The 24,163-nt window shown below is 37.2% G+C and carries 17 protein-coding genes; 10 read left to right on the forward strand and 7 right to left on the reverse strand.

Translation table 11 applies throughout. The features are described from left to right. Nucleotides 1-42: 42 nt before the first annotated feature. Nucleotides 43-561: a HEAT-like fold family protein gene (locus XYLOR_RS00080; RefSeq protein WP_036875850.1), complete on the reverse strand. Its 519-nt coding sequence runs from the start codon at nucleotides 559-561 to the stop codon at nucleotides 43-45. A gap of 317 nt (nucleotides 562-878) precedes the next feature. Between XYLOR_RS00080 and XYLOR_RS00085 the strand changes: the two genes are divergently transcribed. The 3 genes from XYLOR_RS00085 to XYLOR_RS00095 are packed head-to-tail and all read left to right on the forward strand — an operon-like array spanning nucleotide 879 to nucleotide 5,363. Then, nucleotides 879-1,784, forward strand: a complete 906-nt coding sequence (locus XYLOR_RS00085) for a HamA C-terminal domain-containing protein (RefSeq protein WP_036875853.1) — start codon at nucleotides 879-881, stop codon at nucleotides 1,782-1,784. Further along, nucleotides 1,754-4,015 carry a helicase-related protein gene (locus tag XYLOR_RS00090; RefSeq protein WP_051508794.1) on the forward strand — a complete coding sequence of 754 codons (2,262 nt, stop codon included), beginning with the start codon at nucleotides 1,754-1,756 and terminating at the stop codon, nucleotides 4,013-4,015. Before XYLOR_RS00085 ends, XYLOR_RS00090 begins: the two co-directional genes overlap by 31 nt. A 1-nt stretch (nucleotide 4,016) precedes the next feature. Further along, entirely contained in the window at nucleotides 4,017-5,363 is a 1,347-nt protein-coding gene (locus XYLOR_RS00095; protein WP_036875856.1) for a hypothetical protein, read from the forward strand. Between the two features lie 91 nt (nucleotides 5,364-5,454). On the opposite strand, the gene XYLOR_RS00100 is transcribed toward XYLOR_RS00095, so the two are convergent. The 4 genes from XYLOR_RS00100 to XYLOR_RS13880 all read right to left on the reverse strand — a co-directional run bounded on the left by XYLOR_RS00100 (nucleotide 5,455) and on the right by XYLOR_RS13880 (nucleotide 7,394). After that, nucleotides 5,455-6,417, reverse strand: coding sequence for a PGN_0703 family putative restriction endonuclease (locus XYLOR_RS00100; RefSeq protein ID WP_036875858.1), 963 nt, complete (start codon nucleotides 6,415-6,417; stop codon nucleotides 5,455-5,457). Between the two features lie 97 nt (nucleotides 6,418-6,514). Further along, complete coding sequence (locus XYLOR_RS13970; RefSeq protein ID WP_051508795.1) at nucleotides 6,515-6,775, reverse strand: HTH domain-containing protein; 261 nt, start codon at nucleotides 6,773-6,775, stop codon at nucleotides 6,515-6,517. Nucleotides 6,776-6,804: 29 nt separating this feature from the next. Next, entirely contained in the window at nucleotides 6,805-7,023 is a 219-nt protein-coding gene (locus XYLOR_RS13975) for an ATP-binding protein (RefSeq protein WP_051508796.1), read from the reverse strand. Nucleotides 7,024-7,217: 194 nt separating this feature from the next. Next, nucleotides 7,218-7,394: an AlbA family DNA-binding domain-containing protein gene (locus tag XYLOR_RS13880; RefSeq protein ID WP_245601922.1), complete on the reverse strand. Its 177-nt coding sequence runs from the start codon at nucleotides 7,392-7,394 to the stop codon at nucleotides 7,218-7,220. A gap of 424 nt (nucleotides 7,395-7,818) precedes the next feature. On the opposite strand from XYLOR_RS13880, the gene XYLOR_RS00115 reads away from it, so the two are divergent. The 3 genes from XYLOR_RS00115 (at nucleotide 7,819) to XYLOR_RS00125 (ending at nucleotide 13,131) form a co-directional block, all read left to right on the forward strand. Then, entirely contained in the window at nucleotides 7,819-8,586 is a 768-nt protein-coding gene (locus tag XYLOR_RS00115) for a DUF2971 domain-containing protein (protein ID WP_036875860.1), read from the forward strand. A gap of 948 nt (nucleotides 8,587-9,534) precedes the next feature. After that, complete coding sequence (locus XYLOR_RS00120; RefSeq protein ID WP_036880377.1) at nucleotides 9,535-9,954, forward strand: DoxX family protein; 420 nt, start codon at nucleotides 9,535-9,537, stop codon at nucleotides 9,952-9,954. Between the two features lie 216 nt (nucleotides 9,955-10,170). Then, nucleotides 10,171-13,131 carry a two-component regulator propeller domain-containing protein gene (locus XYLOR_RS00125; protein WP_036875862.1) on the forward strand — a complete coding sequence of 987 codons (2,961 nt, stop codon included), beginning with the start codon at nucleotides 10,171-10,173 and terminating at the stop codon, nucleotides 13,129-13,131. A gap of 230 nt (nucleotides 13,132-13,361) precedes the next feature. Here XYLOR_RS00125 and XYLOR_RS00130 read toward each other — a convergent pair whose 3' ends face one another. Next, on the reverse strand, nucleotides 13,362-14,249 hold the full coding sequence (locus tag XYLOR_RS00130; RefSeq protein WP_036875864.1) for a fructose bisphosphate aldolase: 888 nt from the start codon (nucleotides 14,247-14,249) through the stop codon (nucleotides 13,362-13,364). Between the two features lie 83 nt (nucleotides 14,250-14,332). Next, nucleotides 14,333-15,079 carry a 2,3-diphosphoglycerate-dependent phosphoglycerate mutase gene (gene gpmA, locus XYLOR_RS00135; RefSeq protein ID WP_036875867.1) on the reverse strand — a complete coding sequence of 249 codons (747 nt, stop codon included), beginning with the start codon at nucleotides 15,077-15,079 and terminating at the stop codon, nucleotides 14,333-14,335. 600 nt (nucleotides 15,080-15,679) lie between these two features. Here gpmA and XYLOR_RS00140 point away from each other — a divergent pair. The 4 genes from XYLOR_RS00140 to XYLOR_RS00155 are packed head-to-tail and all read left to right on the forward strand — an operon-like array spanning nucleotide 15,680 to nucleotide 24,136. After that, on the forward strand, nucleotides 15,680-18,886 hold the full coding sequence (locus tag XYLOR_RS00140) for a SusC/RagA family TonB-linked outer membrane protein (RefSeq protein ID WP_036875869.1): 3,207 nt from the start codon (nucleotides 15,680-15,682) through the stop codon (nucleotides 18,884-18,886). A 19-nt stretch (nucleotides 18,887-18,905) separates the two neighbouring features. After that, the gene (locus tag XYLOR_RS00145) at nucleotides 18,906-20,657 is read left to right on the forward strand and encodes a RagB/SusD family nutrient uptake outer membrane protein (protein WP_036875871.1); all 1,752 of its coding nucleotides are present in this window, start codon (nucleotides 18,906-18,908) and stop codon (nucleotides 20,655-20,657) included. Nucleotides 20,658-20,689: 32 nt separating this feature from the next. Then, nucleotides 20,690-22,504 (forward strand): hypothetical protein, encoded by a 1,815-nt coding sequence (locus XYLOR_RS00150; RefSeq protein WP_036875873.1) that lies wholly within the window; start codon nucleotides 20,690-20,692, stop codon nucleotides 22,502-22,504. Between the two features lie 6 nt (nucleotides 22,505-22,510). Further along, a complete protein-coding gene (locus XYLOR_RS00155) occupies nucleotides 22,511-24,136 on the forward strand; it encodes an arabinan endo-1,5-alpha-L-arabinosidase (protein WP_036875875.1) in 1,626 nt (541 codons plus the stop codon). Nucleotides 24,137-24,163 lie beyond the last annotated feature (27 nt).

Below are 24,163 nucleotides of genomic sequence, written 5' to 3' on the forward strand. Positions count from 1 at the left end.
CTCTAGATTCATTGCATTACTATTTTACGTGCTTCGAAATCTTTATTTTATTTTTTTGTTAAGTATTCTACTCCTGATATTTTTCACGGCTGGTTTATAATAATCAATTTCCATTGCTTCTATGGTGCGTTTCAACTCATCCATCAACTCAGGATAGAATTTACATATACGGAAAGCGAGTTTCATGCAGAGCGATTGAATACCCGGATATTCTTCGATACTTGACATGTGTTCCAGACAGAAGTCGAGGAAGTCGGTTCTCAAATCTTCTTCCTCCATTTTCAATCTCTCTATTAGGTTAAGCGACAGGCGTCTTACGGATGAATTGTCTGTCTGCATAGCAAGGTCGATGAGATCATCGAGGATTATTTGCAGTGGGGATAATTCTTTATTGGTAGCCTTGGTCAGTCCCCATAGCGCATTGCGAGCCACTTGATAGTCCTCGTTGTGCATGAATTCCTTGGCAAAGCCGAGAAAATCATCATATTGTTTCACTTCGTTGTATATAGCTAAAGCTTCTCCTTCGCTATATGCACCTTTTAGTCTCTCGCAGGTGATCATAAGTGTTTTATTCTTTAATAGCAATCACGGTACTAAATAAAAGATTCCCTAAATTATCAAGTACAAAGATAAGAAAAATGTTTGTATATCATTATTTCAATGGATTATAATTCGTCGAACTAACACTATTTATAAAAAGAAGGAGGTCGAAAATGAAATAATAGAAAAGTAATTTTGAAAGTTCAAAGATATATAATATCTTTGCAACACTTACTCCATGTTTCGTGCAGAAACAAGTTCTGCAGTTAAATTGAAGTGATAATATTTGAAAAGTAATTATTTAAGACAACTTATATTGTCAATTAAAACATAAATCTATGCGAAAAACCTTGGAAGATATAATCGTGAAAGCTATTACTTTTCGATACCAGTTACCTAATATGCAATTATCAATACCTCCTTATAAAAATTCAGTGAGGAAAGATGAATGTTATAAAGGTCTCAATAATAATGATTTTGCCAATGCAATTTATAATGGTCTTATAGATTATTCTTATAACGATAATGATATAAATGTTGATAGCTTGACTCCTTTGCATAAAAGGGCGTTGCAAGCGAAGATTCGATATGATAAGAATGCCAGCATAGAAGAACAAGAGAAGTATGGTTTCTATGGTGAAGTTATACTGCATTTAATGCTGAATAAATTCTATAAAACGTCAACACTGATTTCTCGTGGATACTTTTATCATCCGATTGAAAATGCTGAAACAAAAGGATTCGATTGCTTTCATCTAATACAAAATGCGCCTGATCTTGTAGAACTTTGGTTTGGCGAAGTTAAATTCTATGCTGATGGTAAAGCTGCAATTAAAAGTATTTTGGAGAAAGTTTCTACTTCTTTATCGGACGGCTACCTTTCCAAAAATGCAATTACAATTTTTGATGAGGATGCTGATAAATGGAATATACAGCAGAGTGAATTATTAAGAATAGCAACTGATTGGAAAGATAATCCTTCAATCAATGTCGTTGATGAAATTGAGAAATATAACATGAGGTTGGTTTATCCCATGCTTGTTATTTGTAATAATATTAAAAACAAGGACTATAATGAAACAATAAGTGGATTGATAGATTATGCAAATAATAAATATGCTTCGTTAAATATTAAATTATCGGTTCCTTTCGAGTTGTTTTTCATATTGTTGCCTGTGAATGACACTAAAACGATTAAACAAACTGTAATACAATGGATAAGTCAGCAAGTGCAGCCAAAATAGTAAGAATGCTAAATCAAAATGACGATTCGTTAACACCTCAGATAATACATGACGTGTGCGAATTTTTTGATGAAGAGAAGGCTAACGGACTTTCGAATGCCGATCTGCAATTCCTTTATTATGTGGCATCAAAAGTTGGTATACCTCAATATTATGATATGCTGCCGCATTTTAATAAAGATGTGCCACAAATCCCAAATGTAAATCAATTGGTGTTTGGCTATGTAGTGCAGAACTCAAGCTATTATGTTGACAATGATTCGTATTTACATAGATATCAGATTAACGTTTTGGATCATTATCATCATAGGGAACTTAACAGATATTTTCTTTCAGCAAGCACTTCGTTTGGTAAGACCTATCTTGTGTATGAGATAATACGCAAGATGAAATATAAAAATATCGTACTAATGTTTCCTACAATTGCTCTAATGACAGAGAACCTTGCTAAAATATATAGTAATGATGAATACGAATGGATTAGAGAAAAATATAAGATACATACATTGAGTGACTCCAAGCCCGAAGGAGAATGGAATATTTTTCTATATACGCCTGAAAGATATCTTACATTTATAGATAATAATAAAAATATAAGTCTTGATTTTATCTTCGTGGATGAAATTTACAAACTGGATAATGGATTTATTATAGATGAAGAGAGCAAAGAAGACCAAAGGGATATTGCCTATCGTATAGCACTATATTTTGCATTGCAGGATGCTCATACGGATGCTTTACTTGCTGGCCCATATGTAGAGATTCATCAAACAGAGGAAGGACGGGATAAATCTTCGCTGTTTAGGTTCTTCTCAAAATATGGTATAAAGCCATTGAATTATAATTCAATAGAGTTGGTAAATAAAATTGAACAATCTGTATATATTATAAAAGATGCAAAAAAGATGTTTTTGAGAGAGGTTAGTGAAATTCTTAAAAAGAATCAGAATGCAATAGTATATTCAAAGTCAAGGAGTGATGCCGAAAATAAAGTGAAACAGTTGATAAAAGAGAATTTTTCATTCCTTAATATTAATAATACCCCTGATGAGTTTAAAGAATTTATTGAACATATTAAGGCTAATTATCCAAAAGACCATGATGGACGGCAGTGGATTGAAATAACCGCATTGGAACAAGGAATAGCCATACACCACGGCCTTGTGCCGAAATATATACAAAAGGAGATAATTGATTTTTTTAATAGAGGAATTATTAAGATTTTAATTGCGACAACTACTATTACAGAAGGTGTAAATACAACTGCTAAGAATGTGCTTATTACCTCCAGCATGAAAGGTACTAAGGATTTAAAAAAATTTGATGCTCAAAATATAGAGGGACGAGCAGGAAGGTTTATGTCACACTATAGTGGCAATGTTATCATTTTGGATTCTAACTTTAAGAAGATTATAGAATCGGATAGTGAGAAACTTGAACATCTTTATTTTAGGAAAGATGTAGAGCATACTTCTATTGATTTTCCATATACTGAAAATAAGTATTTGTCAGATAAAGAAAAAGATATATATATTTCTACTAGGCAGAAACAGAATAGATTGGGGATTCCTGATGATATCATGAATATGTTAAAAGCTTTATCTTTGGATGAAAAATTGACGGTGTATGAGAATGTTGCTAATTTGAGTGATGAAGATAAAAGGGAAATTAAGAATTTGATTTTAAATTTTAATCAGAAAAAGTTTCTTGATAAAAAACTTTTGGAAATAATTATCAAAACGATAGCACCAATTGCTGTTAATTCTAAAATAGATTCTTTCATTAAAGGCAGGAAAGAAGACCATTGTTATCTTACAGGTATTATATTGAGCTATATGAAAGGAGGTTTACCTGGAATGATAAAATATAAAATAGATGAGCAAAAGAAAAATATTAATACAGCAATAAGAGAATCTACCGAATTTGTATATCACATATTGAAGTATCAAGTGACAAAATATTTCGGAGCTTTTAATTTGATGTATAAATACTATTTAAGCAAAACAACAAATACACCATTTGAAAAAGTTGTTGGCATTGATAGCGTTCTAATGAAGTTTGAGTATAATTCATATACTCATAATGGAAGAATTGTGAGTGATTTTGGTGTTCCTCAGAAAATTATCGATTATTACGAGGTAGCAGAAGATTCAAAAAAGAAACAACTTCAAAAGGGGTTCGATAATTTTGAACGTAAGGTGTTTAATGATGTGCAGAAAATAGTGGAGTGATATGAACGATGATAAAAAGACATATATCAAAATGCTAGAATATAATTATGATGAAGCGAGTAGTATGAACTTTGAGTTTACAGAGCATGTTGCAATTGTACAAGTACAACTTTTTGCAAAGTTGGTTAGATGTGTCATTGCTGAAGAATATTCTGAAGACTTTGAATCTCATATAAAGTTCACATTGCCAGATGGCATAAAGAACGTAGTTGATTTAGTAGAGGTATGCAAGAAGCATTCTCTTGATTATTTCTTCAGAGTGTCTACTAAAGAATATGGTGTGGTGCGTTATTGTGCTCAACATTTGGATAATTTATTATTAAGGCTTGATACAAGTATTCATGTTGCAAGAATGCAAGAAACATTCCAGAAACTCTCTGACTTGAATTTTTTAAGTGAGATAAATACGATTTCTATGGCCATATATATAGACTATATTGCGGTAAACAATGCTATCTCTGGATATTATTCCTTAAACCTTTATGGTAATGAATTTGATTACCGCAAGCGTTACGGTCCAAACTTCATCGATTTGGAAGGCTTCAAACAGTTTCTTGGTATCATTCAAGATGTTTGCATTCAAAAGTTGGATGAAGATAAAGAGGATTATGATCTTTGCTGCAAATTTATCATGCAAGAGTATGCTAATCAGTGCAATTATCTTGCATTGTGGTTAGCCTTCTTTGATTTGCTAACATTTCCGAATCTGGATAAAAATGAGAAGATGGTGTTGAACCATATTTTCAGAGCTGTTAGAGATCGGCACTCTAACTTGACAATTTTCGAGGTAGTCTCAGAAACAGCAGATTTATTGAGCGATAGTGTAGATGAGCGTGGTGCTGAATCTAATACAACACGTTTGAAGGTATATTTAGAGGAGAATGCTTACTGTGGTATGGTTGCAAGATTTGATTTGCCCCATAAAGGAGAGGATTATGTCCATATTAATATAAACTACCTTACCCAACGGAAAGATATACATATAAGAATTTCTCCATCGACTAAAGGATATGATTATGACTATTCTTTGGATAATCTTATTGAGGCAATACGTATGGTGAATTTTGCTGGAATAAAGTTTTATCATTCTGATAAGGAAGATGATAAACGTATATTCAATCGTATGATTACTGAGGATGCCTTGACGAAGTTTGCAAAATATATATATTACCATAAAAGACTTCATGGCAAGGAAGTATGTTACAAGGCTTATTTCAAAGACGCTCGCAGTCTCCTTAGATGTTATCTTAATGAAGTTAATCCTAACTATAAATATGAATCAGACGAGAAACTGTTCGAGGATGCTGCATATGCGTTTCTCGAAGAAGTGAACGAAGATCATGAATAGGCTTTGGATGAGAAACAAAGGAAATGTTTCTTTTCAGTGGTGTCAATAATGATCAGTGCTGGCTATTAAAAGAATATGTTTGAAAATTTTACTAATAGCGATTATTCAAATATTCAATTAGGTTATTGTATCTTTTACTTAATACGGGATTATTACAGATAGACTTGAAGAGATCTTTTGGCGTAATTAGTCTATAGACATCTTTTTTAAGACACGCACGCCATGTATCCTCCATCTTTAATCCTGATACCCGGTAATTTCTTTGAAGGAGTTCTTTGTTTTCATTCGGTACAACATGAGCATGGATGAAATGTTTAGCACCAGAAAATCTTACATCACCTCTCTTTATTTCATTCTCTGCCCAAAGTGTTTGTCTCATTAGTTGATAGAAAGGTTCTTGAAAATAGATTGATCCCTCAATAGGAGATAGTGTCTTTAAATATTCCGACTGATTTATGAGTTCTGCGTATCTACTAACTCTAACCTTTCCAGGATTTCCCTTGGACTTATCAAAAGTTGAATATTGTTCCACATATTTCCATTCTATAGGGATAATCCATTTCTCATTGTCTTTCTCTGCGAACAGAAGAGCATCAATAGATGTGCAGTTTGAACCTCTGCTCGGTTTCCCTTCATTTAAAAAATTATGAATTCCACTGACCTCCTCAAATGCAATATACCCAAGCTTTCCCTTATCATCAGGTACCTTGAGTATACTGTCAAATTCAAATCCAGAAATAGTTTCTGCTATAGCTTTTGCGGCATCATAATCATGTCGTATGGCAAATAGGTGATTTAGACAGGCGATCTGAGACGATAGCATGTGATTTGTTGGAGATGTCCCATTCCACCATGATATTCCATTTTCTTTAAAGTATGTAAGTGTATCTATTCGGATACTTTCAAAAAGATTTCTTTCTCCCTTGTCTTTCTGTAAGGCAAAAGGCTGTTTCTTCTTACGGAATACTCCTCCAAGAAGGTCGTTCTCAAAATATTCAGGATGCTCCTTTGCACATTGTGCTTGATGTAGATATTGTGATTCCTTGAATTTCATAATAAATGTATTTGAATTTATAGCATTATACCCCTCGGTAGAATTGCTTATGGTTCAAATAGTAGGGATATTTCATTTTATATATAGTTTGTCCATACTAATTAATTTTTTTAAGCATAATCCAGCGTCCTTCTTTACGACCACCTTCACGAGATAAGATACCTTTTTCTTGTAAGTCTGCTAAATCGCGTTGAATGGTTCTTGATGTCATTCCTGTCTTTTGTGACAATTCTGTAGCACTTAATGTTGGAGAGTCTTGTAGTAATTCAAGTATAATGCGCTGACGATCAGATATTTCTTTTGCGACATCTTTTACGACATTCTTTGTCTCAATATGCAGGATCAGCTTTACCTGCATTAGTTCTGGCTGCTCAACCAATTCAGGCTTTAGCCAATGCTTTTCGTTCCATGCGCTAGGATAAGAGGAAAGCCGGAAGCAAGATTTTCTCCATAGCCTATCATGCGAAGCATGGCTTGCATGCGTTGGTTGCGGGCTTTAGACTCTCCTTCGGCATAAATCTGAACGATAGGGAGTTTCAGCAAACCGGGATTTGTGAGCACAAAACGGTCGTCATACTTCTCAACCTTCAGTATGCCATTGAGCATGAAGTCGACATGAATGATGGCATTGGTCAAAGCTTCACGTACTGCCTTATGCTGAGGCGTGTCATCTTTCCGGATGACCCCCTTCTATTCTGAATGGACGGGGTAAATCAGTTCATGCTCCTTGCAAGATAATCTCCCTCATGGTTACGCCTGTAATCGTGAACCGTTTTTGAAGGTCTTTCTCTATCTTGTTTTCAAGTATGCTCAGTAGAATTTCCATCATACGTATTGGCGAAAGCTGAACACGTCTCCCATAAGGAATTCAGAACGCAGGTTTGTGCTTTCTTACATTCAAGAGTTACATGCTCGCCGTTAGCAAGCAGTTCTTGTATATTCTGTTCCTTCATCTTATTGCGATTCTCTTTTTTCAAACAAGACGGTTTTCTGGAGATTGATTTCTTTGTCTATGTCTTTATATGTATCGAACTACAAAAATAATCATTTATTTTTATTTAATACGTTTTGACTGTATATTTTTTTACTCTTTCTATTTTATCTCCTTTTTTTTCATGGAAATTTTGTGGAATTTTCATTGCAGGTGGAGTATGAGGTAGGAGGGGACGGAGTATTTTCCATCAAGGGTTAATGTAGTCTCTAGGATTTGATATTTTTGTCTTTTTATTGATCATAACTATAAATTTATCTTTATTATTTAGTTATTTTCAAAAATAACAATTATTTTTGTGTTACAACTATAATGTTTACAAAATGGATAGTAAACATCTTAGCGTGAAAAATAGTTTCCTCTCAAAAAGAGAGGTAAAATTAGATGATTTATTAAAATTGAATTAATTGATGGCAGTAGAAATATTATATAAATATTTAGATGCAGATGGAGGATTAAAGATGTTATCACATCATAATCTTCAGTTTACCAATGCAGCCAAGCTTAATGACCCATTTGATTGCCACCCTTCATTGATAGAATTCTCTCATGTTCCGGAAGAGCGATGTAAAATATGGTCACAAAAAGATATAGAAGACCTTAGTTCTAACCGATTTATAAGACAAAGAGACAGAACTTGGATATGTAGTCTATCAAAAAGGTTCGATTCTTTATTAATGTGGAGTTATTACAATGCCCATAAAGGTATATGTATAGGGATTGATATGGAAAAGGCAGATCTATATTTGTCACAAATATATGGAGAAGTTATGTTTGGATGCTTGAATTTTGAAGTAAAATATAAGGATATTGTTGAAAAACCAGACTATTTTCAAAGTGAAGAAGACCTCTTTAGTTATCAATTGTGCACTAAGGCGAAGGCTTGGGAACATGAGCAAGAGGAACGTTTAGTTATAACAGATCCATCTCAAATGATTCGACACGCAGTCCCTAAAGAATTTGACGATAAAGAAATTGTAGATTACAAAGAAATAAGATTTTATCCGTCTATTGGCCTAGAATGTTTTGATTCAGTTTATTTGGGAGTTAACATTGATAAAGATATAAAAATGAATATTATTAAGACCGCAAAGAGCTTGAATTCCAATATCAAAATATACCAAATGAGTGTAGATCCTAATGCATTTAAGCTAAATACAGAATTAATAAATCCATAATATGCATAAGAAAAACATCAAATTAAGAAATACAGATAACGATTAACATCAACTCTTCCAATAGCGATTATTCAAATATTCAATTAGGTTATGTTGGTTGCGGATTTTATACTCTCTTTTGGTATAAATCTGATCGGTAGGTAGTTTCTGCAAACTGGGATTTGTGAACACAAAACTGTCGTCATACTTCTCAACCTTCAGTATGCCATTGAGCATAAAGTCGGCATGAATGATGGCATTGGTCAGGGTTTTACGTACTGCCTTATGCTGAGTCTTGTATTAGCGGTTCTCTTCTTTTCGGACAAGACTGTTTTTCTGCCGATTGATATTTTTGCCTATGTCTTTATACATATCTCACTGCTGATAAAATAACATTTTAGAAGTTCTTGACTGCTTATAAATCAGTGTAGATAACTTCTTCTACTGCTGATCAATAAATATAATGAGGGTTCGACAATAATAGAATTCCTTCCTAATTATTCTGGGAAACAGTCCATTCTCTTTATTTTGGACGAATCATTTTACTGCTGTTTTGCCTTTGTTAATTATTTCGTAAGTGTTTTGTTGAAAATAATAAGCTTTTATTGATAACACTATTTGCTATTTGTTCTGCAGTAGTAGTTTTTCCATACCATTTAGGTCCTTTGATTTGAACGGCGCCAAATGCTTCAAGCCTTAATTGAAGCTGATCATCTGCAATTCCATATTATAATATTTTTGTGCACAGATAATCAATTTTTGGGTATAGCATAAAAAACTATCCTATAAAGCTTGACAATATAATAATAATGTTTATCTTTGTCGCAAAGCTGGGAGATTATAACGCTACAGTCAGTGTGATATATTTTAGTTTTGAATCGTTTATTTATCGCCGAACGATAAAATTATCAGCTATGATAGTAAAAAAATAAAATGGCGATTTTTTAATAATTAAAAAGAATGACAACTATGAAATTGAGTAAAGATTTTATGAGAGACAATGATTTAGGACTTCTAGTTCTGCGTGTGTCAACTGGAGGATTGATGCTTTTCCATGGATTCTCCAAATTAATAGATGGTGTTGGACCTATCGGTGATATGCTTGCTTCAATGGGATTACCTTCATTTATAGCTTATGGAACACTGCTAGTAGAACTTGTAGCCGCCATGTTTATTGTATTGGGATTATGGACTCGTGCTGCTGCCGTAGCAATGGTAGTAAATATGATTATTGCTATACTGATGGTACACACCGGTGATATTTTCTCTCTAACACCTCAAGGCGGTTGGGCAATCGAATTGCCAATGCTATATCTGTTACCGGCACTTGCTCTAGCATTAACAGGAGGAGGATGTTATGCCATGACACGAAATAATATATTTTCATGATATGTAAAGTAGGTTAGCTTACTTTGCCATGGTCTGGAAAAGTATGGTCATTACAAATAACAAAAAACGTGCAACTCATTTAGCTGCACGTTTTTTTTGATTATAAAGATTCTAAATCATAGAGCATTTGACATATATGAGAAAGAAATATAAACGGCTTTTTTTCTTATTTCAAAATAAAATAATATCTTTGCATGGGTAAATAAAATAATACTAATGAAACGCTTATTTTTCTTTTTTATTTCGATGTTTGTTTATATATCTGCGTTTGCACAGTTTGCTTTCGTTGATAGATGCAATATGTCTTATCTAAATATGCTGAGCGGGCTTCCAAGTAATTTTGTTGACGATATATACAGTGACAGTTTCGGCTTTATATGGATTTCCACTCATGGTGGTGGGTTGGTGAGGTATGACGGGTTCTCATATCGTTATTTTGGAGTTGGCAGTGATGGAATGTCGCTTAAGAGCAACACTTGTCATAACGTTGTTGAAGACAGGTTTCATCGCCTTTGGATCAGTTTTGAGGAATGCACAGAAGTGCTAGACCTTAAAACCATGCATTCGCTTGTACCGAAGAGTAAAAATGATGAACTCAGGCGCATAATGAACCAAATGTCAGTAAGGGTGTATTGTGACAGTAAGGGATATATTTGGATCGTAAGAAGAAATGATATATGCAGGGTGGAATTTGATGAATCTGGAGATGTAAAAGATATTATAAAATTTGGATATAAAAATAATACTCCTGATATTGCCATTGCCGATATAAATAATGATGGTTCTGTGTGGGCTGCCATTGATGGAGGACTATATAGACTTGTTGTATCGAATCATAAGATTGTGCGCATGGATATTTCGAAAACATTCAAAGATCTTCCTGGAGTATATGTCACGTCTATTTTGACTTATCGAGGCAGTATATGGATAGGTACAAATATTGGACTGATGAGATATAACATGCTCAACAGACAAGTTAAGGTATATAAAAACACAATAGGGCAGAAGGCTCTTTCTCATTCTTATATATCTGCATTAGCATTGTCGGCCGATAATCATTTACTTATCGGGACGCTTTGCGGTGTAGACATGTATAATCCTGAAACTGATGATTTCTCGCATTGGAACATGTCAAGCAAGATTAATCCGCTGAGCAGTAATTTCATTAATTGTCTCTATTCGCTAAATGGATTGTTATGGGTGGGAACAGAGACCGGTGGTATAGTGAAACTTGCTCCAAGACAGTTGATACTGGAAAACTTTAGACATACTGATGATGCGACGAGTCTGTCTCCAAATGCTTTAAATGCAATGTATGTTGAACCAAATGGTACACTTTGGGCAGGAACTGTTGAAGGTGGATTGAACAGAATGGAAAGAGGACATGGCTCTTTTACGCATTTCACGACTGCTAATTCTGCATTATCCCACAACAGTGTATCAACTCTTGCCGTTGATGGAAAGTGTAGATTGTGGGTTGGTACATGGGCTGGTGGCCTTAATCTTGTTGACCTACATACTCATAGTAGCGTTTCACGTCTTAATGTACCGCAGAAATATAAATCATTGCTGAACTTTATCGGAGCTTTGGCTTATGATAAGTATAATAATATAATGTGGATAGGCAGCAATGACGGTATATTCGCTTATGACCTGAACACTAACACTATGTTTGAACCTTTTAAAGGGAATCGTGATATACGAGGCTCTATTGGCTCTATAGTTGACAGATATGGATATCTGTGGATAGGATGTGTGACCGGTGTCGTTAAAATCAATCTGAAGTCACCTGGAAGACGCTTGCATAGATTTAATTATGTGCATATCACTAATAAACTTGATGATCCCAATAGTGGTATAATAGATAAGCTTTGTGCTTTCTGTCAGACTCGTAATGGTACGCTGTGGTTGGGTAGCAATGGATACGGACTCTACAAGCGCATAATAGACAAGGACGGGCATGAGACTTTCAAGGCATATACTCTAAGGGATGGATTGGCAAATAATTCCGTGAAGGGTATTGTCGAGGATAATAATGGCATGTTGTGGATAACTACGGAAAACGGTCTTTCGCAGTTTAATCCGAAAACAGAAACGTTTACAAATTATTCAGCAAATGACGGACTATTATCTTCACAGTTCTATTGGAACTCGGCAGTGAAATCGTCAGATGGAATAATTTATCTTGGAAGTGACAAGGGACTTACGATATTGAAGGGCGATAACTCTGATGCTATTTATAAGGGACATTTAAGATTTACCAGACTTATGGTGGGCAATGAAGAAGTAAATGCCGGAAGTCGTTTCATAGATGAGGATATAGCCCTTGCGCAAAAAATAAACATTAGAGAGGGAGATAAGTCTTTGTCAATTGATTTTTCTTCGCTCAACTATGGTAATGAGAACCGTGGAGGTTACTGTTATCGCATGAAGGGATTTGAGGATGATTGGATTCCGTTGAAGCCAGGGGAGCATGGTGTGAGGTATACAAGTCTGCCCTCTGGAAGTTATAAGTTTGAAGTGAAATATTCTTCTGCTGTTACAAATGGTAAAGGAGAAGTTATTTCGATAGATGTAAATGTGGCTCCATATTTTTGGAAGAGCTGGTGGTTTGTTTCAATATTGCTGTTGGCATTCACAGTACTAGCCAAGTATCTTTATGAATGGCGCATAACAGAAATGCGCCGACGTGAGGCAGAAAAACTAATGCGCCCGATAGAGGAAGCCATAAGGGATAGTGACGAACCTAATAAGTTGCAGTCACGTATAGAGGATATCCTTAACAATCAGCGCAAATTAAATGAAAGTAAGATAAAGAGTTTTGAGGCAGACAAGGAAGAGTTGAAACTGAAAAATAAACCGTTTATTGACGAGGTGATTGCTATTTTGGAAAAGAATTATATGAATTCCGAATTTGGTGTTGGTGAACTTGCTGATGAAATAGGGATGAGTAGGGCTGTGCTTAGTCGTAAGTTATTTGCCAATACCGGACTTCCTACAAGTCAGTTTATCCGTAATTATCGTCTAGGAATAGCCAAGGATATAATAATAAAAAATCCTGGTAACAGGAACATCACTGAAATAGCATATAAAGTAGGTTTTAATGACCCTAAGTATTTCACCAGATGTTTTACACGTCAGTATGGTTCATCGCCAACTACCTACAAGAGTGAATAACATATTGCGCAAACAATACTTCCCAATCTTATAGGACTTATTGTGTATTATTGATTAATGTCATAATTATGTGCAAATTCAGAATAATGACTTGCCTGAAATTCTGTATAAACAGTTGCAGTCAATCTGTTAATGAATTTCCCCGAAAGTAAAAGAACTTTCGGGGAAATATTATAGTAGTAACTATTTTTCCTTGTTGTAATGATCTGGAAAATAATTTTTGCAGGTTCTTACAGTATCGAGGCCTGATATATTTTCTCAATAGAGTCTTCCAGCATCTTATTAAAGTCTGCATCAGACTGGCTGATACTTAAATCTTGCAGCAGGGCTCTGGAGAAGCTGGCGATCATTCCGTGATTATGTGTTAGCTTTTCGCAGGCCTCATCTTGTGAATATCCGCCGGACAACGCAACAACACGTACAACATGGGGATCTTTCATCAAGTCAGCATAGAAGTTGTCAATGCTCGGAATGGTTAACTTGAATATTACTTTCTGGTCCTTACCTAACGCTTTCAGCTCCTCTTTTATATATTTTTTAAGGAGTTCTTCACATTTTGTCTTTTCCGGAGCATGAATGTCTACTTCCGGTTCGATGATAGGAACAAGATCGTAGGCAATGATTCTTTTGGCAATTTCAAACTGCTGGTCAACAACTTTTTTAATACCTTCTTCATTTGCCTCCTTGATTACAGAACGCATCTTTGTACCAAAAATATGTCTCTTCTGTGCCTGTTCCAGTAGGTCATCCAAATCAGGCATCGGTTTCATTACCTGTACACCGTTTTCCAAATCAGCTAGTCCCTTATCTATTTTCAGGATAGGAACTACCTTCTTTTCTTCCCAAAGGTAATCTGCGGTATATTTATCGTCAATCTTACGGTTCATCGTGTTCTCAAACAAAATGGATGCGATGATTCTGTCACCTTTGAAGGCTGGTGCCTTGATGACCCTAGTACGCATCTGATGGACAAGCTGGAACATTTCTTCATCAGTAGTCCACGCATCTTCATTAACGCCATATCCCTTCAAGGCTTTTGGCGTACTGCCACCACTCTGATCTAGTGCTGCAATGAATCCTTTTGCGGATGTCATTTGTTTTAATTGAATTGCATTCATAATTTTTTATTTTAAACTTGTTATTTTAAAACACAGAGCTTTTGTTATTTATCTATTTACAGAACTGGCATCTCTGTATCTGTTTATTTTGCCAGTCCTTGTCTGGCAACAGCTTCCTGTTTGCGCTTGATTTCTTCCGGATTTCCCAAGTAGAAGTCACGGACAATTTTTAGGTTGTCATCAAACTCAAAGACATAAGGAACTGCTGTCGGAATATTCATATCACTGATCGCTTCATCAGAAATACCTTTTAGATGCTTCACGATGCCCCGCAGACTATTGCCATGGGCGACGACCAGTATATTGTCAACCTTCATCAGATGAGGAAAAATTTCACACTCCCAGTAAGGCATAACTCTTTCTATCGTGTCTTTCAGGGATTCCGTGTTTGGAATATATTCAGGAGGAACAGAGGCATAACGTGGGTCGTGCCGCGGATTATCCAAATCGTCTTCTGCCAGAGGCTGGGGAGCTATCTCAAAACTTCTGCGCCATATATGAACCTGTTTGTCTCCATATTTTTCAGCGGTTTCGCTCTTGTTCATTCCTTGAAGGAAACCGTAGTGCTTTTCGTTCAGTCTCCATGATTTAAAGACAGGGATCCAGTCTTCATCCATTTTATCAAGGACACAGTTGAGTGTTTTTACAGCTCTCTTTAAATAAGAGGTGTAAGCAACATCGAAAGAATAGCCTTCTTTTTTTAAAAGAGTTCCTGCATTTTCAGCCTCTTCAATACCTTGAGGAGACAAGTCTACATTTGTCCAACCTGTAAACCGGTTTTCTTTGTTCCACTGGCTTTGGCCGTGTCTGATAAGTACTATTTTTTTCATCTCTTTTACGAACTAAATAGAATTATACTAAAATTGGCCGGAGAAAATTCTTCTGTTGTATTCTTGGTAGTAATAGCCAAAGTTTGAAAATATCTCTGACCTGATGGTAAAGATAATAATAAATTTGAAATTGAACTAATTTTTAGGGAATTTTTAACTATTTGATGATAATAAAAAAGTTACGTATAAAGAAAAGGGTAATGATTCTATTCTTTATAAAAAGTGTTTGTATGAATAATGTCGTTATTTTGTTCTTGCAACGAACAAAATGAATTATATATGTTATCATTAGTGTCCACTAAAACTAGTGGGTACGCTTGTAATTGATTAACACATATATTTTTATAGAGAAAAATAGATGTTAATGATACCATGTAGTGAGAACACACAGTCTTTATAAAATAAGATATTGTGTTTTAACGAAAAATACTAGTAAACAAAGCCTTTTAGAATTATTGGATAAATGTAAAAAATACACCTAAATATACATTTGTCCACCTAATAGATTGTTTTATCCACCATCTGTTTTTACCCTTTTTCTATATTTGCGGCATAAATTTTCATTAAATCTATTAACATTAATAACTAAAAACAATTAAGATGAGAAAACATTTATTCTCAGTGATGCTTGTTCTGAGTTTTATGGGAGGTCTTACAATAAGCCCTTTACCCATGCTCGCTTCAGTAACACAGACAGAGACCATTCATGTAAAAAGTCGTGTTGTAGACCAAGATGGACAACCTCTTATTGGTGCAACAGTCAAGGCTAAAGGTTCCAATGTAGGAACTGTGACTGATCTTGATGGTAATTTCCAACTAAATGTTCCGGCTAACTCTGTTTTGTTAGTCAGCTATGTTGGTTATAAAGGTAGCGAGGTTGCCGTACGTGGGCGCGCAATCATTGATCAGATTCAACTCACCCCTAACGACTTGATGCTTAATCAGGTTGTTGTTGTCGGTTACGGAACACAGAAGAAAGCTGACCTGACAGGTTCCGTTTCTATTGTAAATGCAGAAGAGATGAAGAAGGTGTCAAACTCTAACATCTCTACTATGCTTGAAGGTAAGGTACCTGGTGTCCAGATTACTACAGATGGTCAGCCTGGTGCTGATCCTACAGTAAGAGTGCGTGGTATCGGTTCGTTTGGAAGTACAGCACCTCTATATGTTATAGATGGTGTGCCTATGGGTACTTCTATCCGTGACTTTTCACCTAATGACATCGCCACAATACAAGTGCTTAAGGATGCCTCTGCCGGTGCTATTTATGGTTCACGTGCTGCAAACGGTGTGATTATCATTACTACAAAGAACGGTAAAAAAGACCAACCCTTGAAGGTGGGCTACTCCGGCTATTTTGGTATTGATAAAATTTCAAGTGGTGTTTACGATGTAATGAATGCTGATCAATATAGTAATTACCTTGGTCAGGCTTGCGCAAACTCTAAAACGGCTTTACCTGGAGGTTACAGCCTTGATGCCAGTACAGGTAAATATCATTTTATGGATAATACCAACACAGATTGGTTCAATGAGGTATTTAAAACCGGTATCAGACAGAATCATAGTGTAAACTTCAGTGGTGGTAGTGCTAGCAGTACTTATAATGTAGCTCTTGACTACTTCCAGCAGAAGGGTACGCTTGAAGGTGCCGGTCCTAACTACGAGCGTTATAATGCACGTGCCAACAATACTTTCGAAACTAAATTTATTAAGTTCCGTACCAGTGCGGTTTACTCACACTCAAAACAAGACAATATGGGACTTTCTAATTCTTCAGAGTATGTTCAGGGACTTTATGGTGATGTTACCAACGTACTGCGTGGAACGTTGTTGATGCAACCTACTATTAAGGCTTATGACTCATCTACATGGGTACTTGACGATAAGGTTGGTTCTGCTAGCAATTATAATTATGATGCATACGGCTATGGTGTATATTATGACAATATACATGGTGATATATCAGCGTCCAATCCTTTGTTGGTAAACAATCTGCTTAAACGTAATACTATCGTAGATCGCTTTGTAGGTACCGGTTCTGCAGATGTTGACTTATTAAAGATGATAGGCTTAGACAGTAAAAACCACCACCTCAATTACAAGATTAATCTTTCATATAGTACTACACACGCCAAGGACAATACTTGGATATCTGCATGGATTCAGAGTAACCGTGTGTACTTAGACAAGAGCAATGAGCGTCTTACAAAAGGTGAGCGTACATACAACGATGCGTTGATTGAGAATACCCTTACTTACGATGGTACAATCGGACTACACAACATCAATCTTGTTTTAGGCCAGACATACGAAGAGGAGAATACCAATACACTTACAGGCTGGGGTGTTAACTTCTCTGAACCTTATTTCTTGCAGCTTCAGAATGCAGCCAAAACATATTCTTCATCTTACGAATATAAGCATGCATTGGCTTCTTATCTTGCTCGTCTTAATTACAATTATGATGAGAAATACCTGATCTCTGCAATCATCCGTCGTGATGGTAGTTCACGTCTTTCTAAAAATATTCGCTGGGGAACATTCCCTTCAGTATCATTAGGTTGGCGCTTTGACAAGGAAAAATTCTTCCCAATCAGTCGCGATATCGTAAATATGTTCAAGGTCCGCGCCAGCTATGGTGTGCTTGGTAATGAGAATATTGGTGAATACCAGTATATGGCTACAATGAATCGTAACAACATGACTTACAGTTTCAACAACACACCTGTTACTGGTTCTGCCATATCTACCTACGTAAATGATAATATCGCATGGGAGAAGAAGAAGACCACCAATATCGGTATTGACCTTGCAATGTTCAACAATCGCGTTGAGTTTACTGCAGAGTGGTACAAAAACCGTTCAGAGGATTTGCTCTACGGAGTTCCAGTTCCTACACAGGCAGGTGTTTCAAATACAAGTGTTACAATGAATGCCGCTTCAATGGACAACAGTGGCTTTGAATTCTCTGTCACCTATCGTAATCATGACAATCCATTGAAGTATGATATCAGTGCCAACTTGAGCACACTGAAGAATAAGGTTACTTCTTTAGGATTCGGTACTAATTCATATATAACAGGTGCTTATGCTACTTATGTAGGTCATGAAGTTGGCCAGTTCTACGGTTGGGTTTACGAAGGTATTGCCCGTACACAAGCAGATTTGGACAATCATGCTACACAGCAGGGTGCCAACATCGGCGATTGTCTATACAAGGATGTAAGTGGTCCGGACGGTAAACCTGATGGTAAAATCGATGCTTACGACCAAGTAGTGCTGGGCAGTGGTCTGCCAAAGATTAACTTCGGTTTGAGTGCGCGTCTTGAATATAAGAACTTCGATTTGTCTATTTCTACTTATGGAGCACTTAACTATCATGTATCAGACGATATTTATAACAGTCTTAATTCATGTTACGGATGGGGAAACAAAGATGTATCCATCCTAAAGGCCAACCAATATTCTAGTGATGGCCAGACATACATCTCAGATGTTCCACGTACTTATGTAACAAACAATGCCTCTTTGGCATGGAACGATATTTTCAGTTCTCGCAAAATTCAGAATGCTGCATATTGGAAGATTGCCAACATTGAACTTGGTTACAACTTACCTGACAAATGGTTCAAAGGGATGATATCCGGTGCGCGTGCATATATCTCGGCACAGAATATTTATACATTTACCGGTTATCACGGTTATAACGTTGACTATGCCGGTGGAACATTCACTCCTGGTTATAACTTCTGTTCTTTCCCGACTCCACATACATATATGTGCGGTGTCCAATTTACATTCTAACATAATATGGATTTTCAATATGAAACTATATAAAATTTCACTGACCCTTTTGTTGGGTCTAGGCACGCTTACATCGTGCAATGATAAGCTGGAATTGATGAATCCAAACCAGCAAACAACAGGTACATTTGGCAATACAGCCGATGATTTACAAGAAAGCGTAGTGGCTGCTTATAACCACATTCGTATGGAAGGTTCTTATGCTCGTGTGGGCTACACTATCGATGTATGCCGTGGTGATGAAGCTTGGAACTCTTCACAGGTTTGGTATCTGCCTTTCGACGACCTTAACGAGTCTATTACTGATGAAATAGGTTCATGGTCTTGGCGTGAATGGTATTACACTGTCAATGTATGCAATTTCGTTCTTTCACGTTGCAACAGTGATGATACCCAACTCTCAGAGGCTATGCGCCGCATCAAGGGACAGGTGCTGTTCCTTCGTGGGTTGTCATACTATAACCTTGCCGGATATTATCAGAATCCACCACTTATAACAGACTATAAAGATTACTCTACGCTTGAAGGTCTTTATGGCGCTAATAGCACTTTCGATGGAGTTCTTGATCAGGTAGAAAAAGATTTTCAGGAGGCTATTACTTTACTTCCTTCACGTGATGAAGGCGGACAATGGGCTGGTGGTCGTGCTACATGTGGTGCAGCTGCCGGATATTATGCCCGTGCTCTTATGCAGCGCCATAAGTATAGCGATGCTCTTGCAGTACTTAAGGACATCATCGCCAAGAAATACGGCACATATAAGCTAATGGCAAACTATGGTGATAATTTCCGTGAAGGTCCTGAATATGAGAATAATGCCGAGAGTCTGTTTGAGGTACAGTTCCTTGATTATGGTTCACAGGGCACTGATGATGAGTGGACACCTGTAAACACTAGTGCTTATGCTACACAGGGTTCTGCTATAGAAAGTAACTTCGGCCCCGGTGCTTATGGTGGTTGGGCTGATATATCTGCTTCACCATGGTTGTATCAGCTTTTCAAGGGTGAGCGTACAACAGCCGGTAAACTTGATCCGCGTTTATATTGGACTATTGGTACTTATGAGTCAGATTGGGAAGGTTTTGAATATGGCAATACATGTTATACATCTAAACTCACCGCTGCAGACACAGTAGTAACAAACAATAACAACGGAGGTCTGCCTATCGCTAAGTTTACAAACATGCGTACAGGTCTATATAACAAGGTGGTAACTGGTTTGCATGATGGTATAAATCTGCGTATGATGCGCTACTCAGATGTGTTGCTTCGTGCTGCTGAATGTGAAAATGAAGTAAACGGTCCTACACAGCAGGCTATCGACTGGATTAATCAGGTTCGTGAACGTGCAAAGCTTGCCGACTTAAAACTTGCTGATTTCCCAACAGCCGATAAGTTGTTCGAGCAGATTGCTAATGTTGAACGTCCAAAGGAGTTCGGTTGTGAGTTCGGACGTGGTTTCGACCTCTTGCGCTGGGGCTTCTTCTACAGTGCCGACCGTTTGCATCAGTTAAAAGAACACGGTACTTTCCGCCGTTCTATCCACCATGCAAAAGATCCTGTTAGCTATTCTAATATAGCTAATGATCCAGAACTGAAGAGTTCTTACGATTCATATGTTCAGGGACATGAGTTCCTGCCTATTTATCAAGGTTTGCTTAATAATAATCCTAATCTTAAGGGTAATTCCGCTAATGATGGAACAGATAACTCTGTCTACTTCAGTCAGAAGGGTTGGACAATACATCCGGTGGTAAGTCTAAGCAAATAGAAATAATACAATACATTTATCTATAAAAGATTATGAAACATCTAAATAAAATAGCATCCATTTTATGTGGTGCTGCATTTGGAATACTGGCTATTACCAGTTGCGAGGGCGGCGACTTGTACGGTGTGAATTCTCCTTCCTGGATTTCCCAGAAAATAGACTCAATAGAAAATTCTAAGAAATCGAATGAAGAGGTGTTGGTTGGTATGCAGGAGGATGTGTACACTATCGGCAAGAGTGACTATACTTCAGGATGGTGGTCTAGCTTCTCTAAATATTACGTTGTACCAAACGGACAAAAGTGGAATGCTGTGTTAAACCTCAACCTTAACTCTAGTGATGACACTTATTATAAGAACTTTGCCATTATCATCACAAATGATGTTGACCGCGGGGGTGCCGGATATCAGGAATATGGTGCTTACCGTTTTGATGCTACCGGTGATTCTGCCAAGTATAATTCGCAGTGGGGTAAATATCTATATTTCAAGTATACCAACAGTACACAGTTGCTAGCTCCTGATGCCAACAATAAAGATGCAAACGTACAGAAGCTAGGTGGCAAGGTAACTATTACAGTTGACCGTACAAGTAGCAATGCTTTTAAAATAAAAATCACTAACGGTACAGTTACTAAGACTTACGAGCAACCTTATAAGCTACCTAATCTCAATGCCGATGCTTCTGATACTAACATCCGTTGCTTCCTCGTGCCAGAGGGTTCTTACATTGATTTCCTACAGACCAATATTGTTCCTATAGGTGGACTTACATCTGCTAAGGATAAGGCTCCTGTATCTATGGTACTTCAGAATGTACCTGATGAAGTCACACGAGGCACAGCACTTGACAAGGCAATGTCAAATATCTCTGCTGAAGTTACTTATGAGGAAGGTGTGAAGAAGGTCATCCCTGCTTCAGAACTTTATATCTCTGCTATTCCAGACATGGATGTCCCTGGAGAGAAAAATCTTGTAGTTATATACAACAAGACTTTCAAAGGCGAGAATGCAGCCAAGCCTATTATTGCCTATGCCAAGTTCAATGTCGTTAACAGTATTGCATCCATAAAGATTACAACGGCGCCGACCAGAAGTCATTATTACTTCTTCAATTCTGCCGCAACAAGTGGTCTTACAGATCGCACTTTGGCTTTTGACCCTACTGGTATGGAAGTCACTGCAACTTATGCAGACGGAAGCTCAGCGGTAATTGATAATTCCAAACTTAAGTTCTCTTCTGTCCCAGCTTCAGCCGGTACTTACAACGTTACAGTTAGTACTGCAAATGGTAAGACTGATAATGTTTCTGTATCGGTATCTGAATCAGAGTCTGCATTTGTAACTCCAAATCCTAGTAACCTTGGAGCAACCGACAATACTGGCGCATGGTGGTCTGTATTTACGGATAACATTAAAGTTCCAGCCGGTAAAACTTATGTTGTATCATTCACCAATTACAGCAGTATGGCAGGCAACTGGAATAATTTCGTAACAATACTTCGCAATTCAGTTAACAAAGAATATGCAGTGGTGCGTTCAGACAACTATGGTTGGGGCGACGGATATGCAGCATCAAGAAACAGTGGCGGACAAGCAGACTGGGCATCATGGCTAGCGGCGATGAACGGAGCAAATGTCACCGTTTATGTCACCAACTGTAACAATGGCACCGCAGATGTGCAGGCTGTTATGAAAGGAACCAACGGAAAGACTTACGTACAGTACTATCTAGGCGTGAACACCATTGATGTAAATGATTTGTGCTTTGCATTTACCATCGACAGTTGCCATTTGGTATTCAAATCAACTGCATCAAGTAAAAGCGCTTTTTATCATAAAGGATGATATAGAATGAAATATCTGAATATAATATTGTTGTCATTGAGCAGCCTATTTGCTATAGGCTGCTCAGGTGGCGACGCTACTGAAGACGTTAGTAAGCCCACACCTACACCGCCAAGTGGATCTGATGAGCAGTTGGCAAGTTATGTTGCACCAACATATAATGATGACTATACGTCTATTGCAAGTTGGGACAATCGTAGTAAATGGAATCTTGCTAATGTTCATGATCCGTCTGTGATGAAAGCAGATGACGGTTACTACTATATTTATCAGACTGATGCATCTTATGGTAATGCACATATAGGACATGGACATTTTTTCTGTCGTCGTTCTAAAAACCTTGTAGACTGGGAGTTTATGGGTGCTACAATGTCAAAACTACCTGCATGGGTTAAGACCAAACTAAATGAGATTCGCTCTAATATGGGGCTATCAGCCAGCACTGTCAATTTCAGTGATGAAACGCAGTTCGGTTTCTGGGCTCCTTGTGTACGTCGTGTCAGTGCCAATCTGTATCGAATGTATTATGTTATCACAGTTCCCGGCACAATCAATGGTGATAATACGTGGTCTGAGCGTGCTTTCATTGGTCTGATGGAGACTAGTACACCAGCCAATGTAAGCAGTTGGGTGGATAAAGGATATGTGATTACAAACGTATCAGATAAAGAACTAAATTTTAATGTAAAGTCTAATGACTGGGCAAACTGCTATTTCAAATATAATGCCATAGACCCGTCATATATCATCACACCAAGTGGTGAACATTGGTTGGCTTATGGTTCATGGCATTCTGGTTTCGCGGCCGTTCAACTTAACGCCTCTACCGGTATGCCGCTTAAGACATTGGGGAATCCATGGGGCACAGATATTTCAGCTTATGGCAAATTGATTAATACTCGTCAAATGGGTAATCGCTGGCAGGCTTCAGAGGCTCCTGAGGTTGTATATCATAATGGTTATTATTATATGTTTATGGCTTATGATGAACTGTCTGTGGCTTATAATACCCGAGTTGTACGTTCCACGAATATCGATGGCCCTTACGTGGGTATAGATGGCACGGATGTTACCAATAACGGAGGTGATGCATACCCTATAGTTACACATCCGTATAAGTTCTCAAAGGGTTATGGATGGGTAGGCATATCCCATTGTGCTGTCTTCGATGACGGTAATGGCAACTGGTTCTTCTCTTCACAGGGCAGATTTCCGGCTAATGTAGGTGGAAACGCATATAGCAATGCTATTATGATGGGACAGGTGCGCAGCATTCGCTGGACTGACGATGGCTGGCCTGTCGTGATGCCTGAGCGTTATGGTGCAGTACCACAGCCGGCGATCACTGAGAGCGAACTTGTAGGCAATTGGGAACATATCGATCTGAGCTATAATTATGCTAAACAGGATGTAGCAATTACGATGAATTTAGCTGCCAATCATACCATTACAGCAGGAACATGGCAAGGTGCAACATGGAGCTATGATGCCACCAATAAAGTGCTTACCGCCAATGGAGTTAAGTTGTATCTGCAGCGTGAAGTAGACTGGGAGGCATCTCCCCGTAAGGCTACTATCGTCTATGCAGGCTATAATGGTAAAAAGACATATTGGGGTAAGAAAGTAAACTAATATAAAGTTTGAAATACTTATTTTAAA

This window comes from Xylanibacter oryzae DSM 17970, from assembly GCF_000585355.1.
GTDB classification, from domain to species: Bacteria; Bacteroidota; Bacteroidia; order Bacteroidales; family Bacteroidaceae; genus Prevotella; species Prevotella oryzae.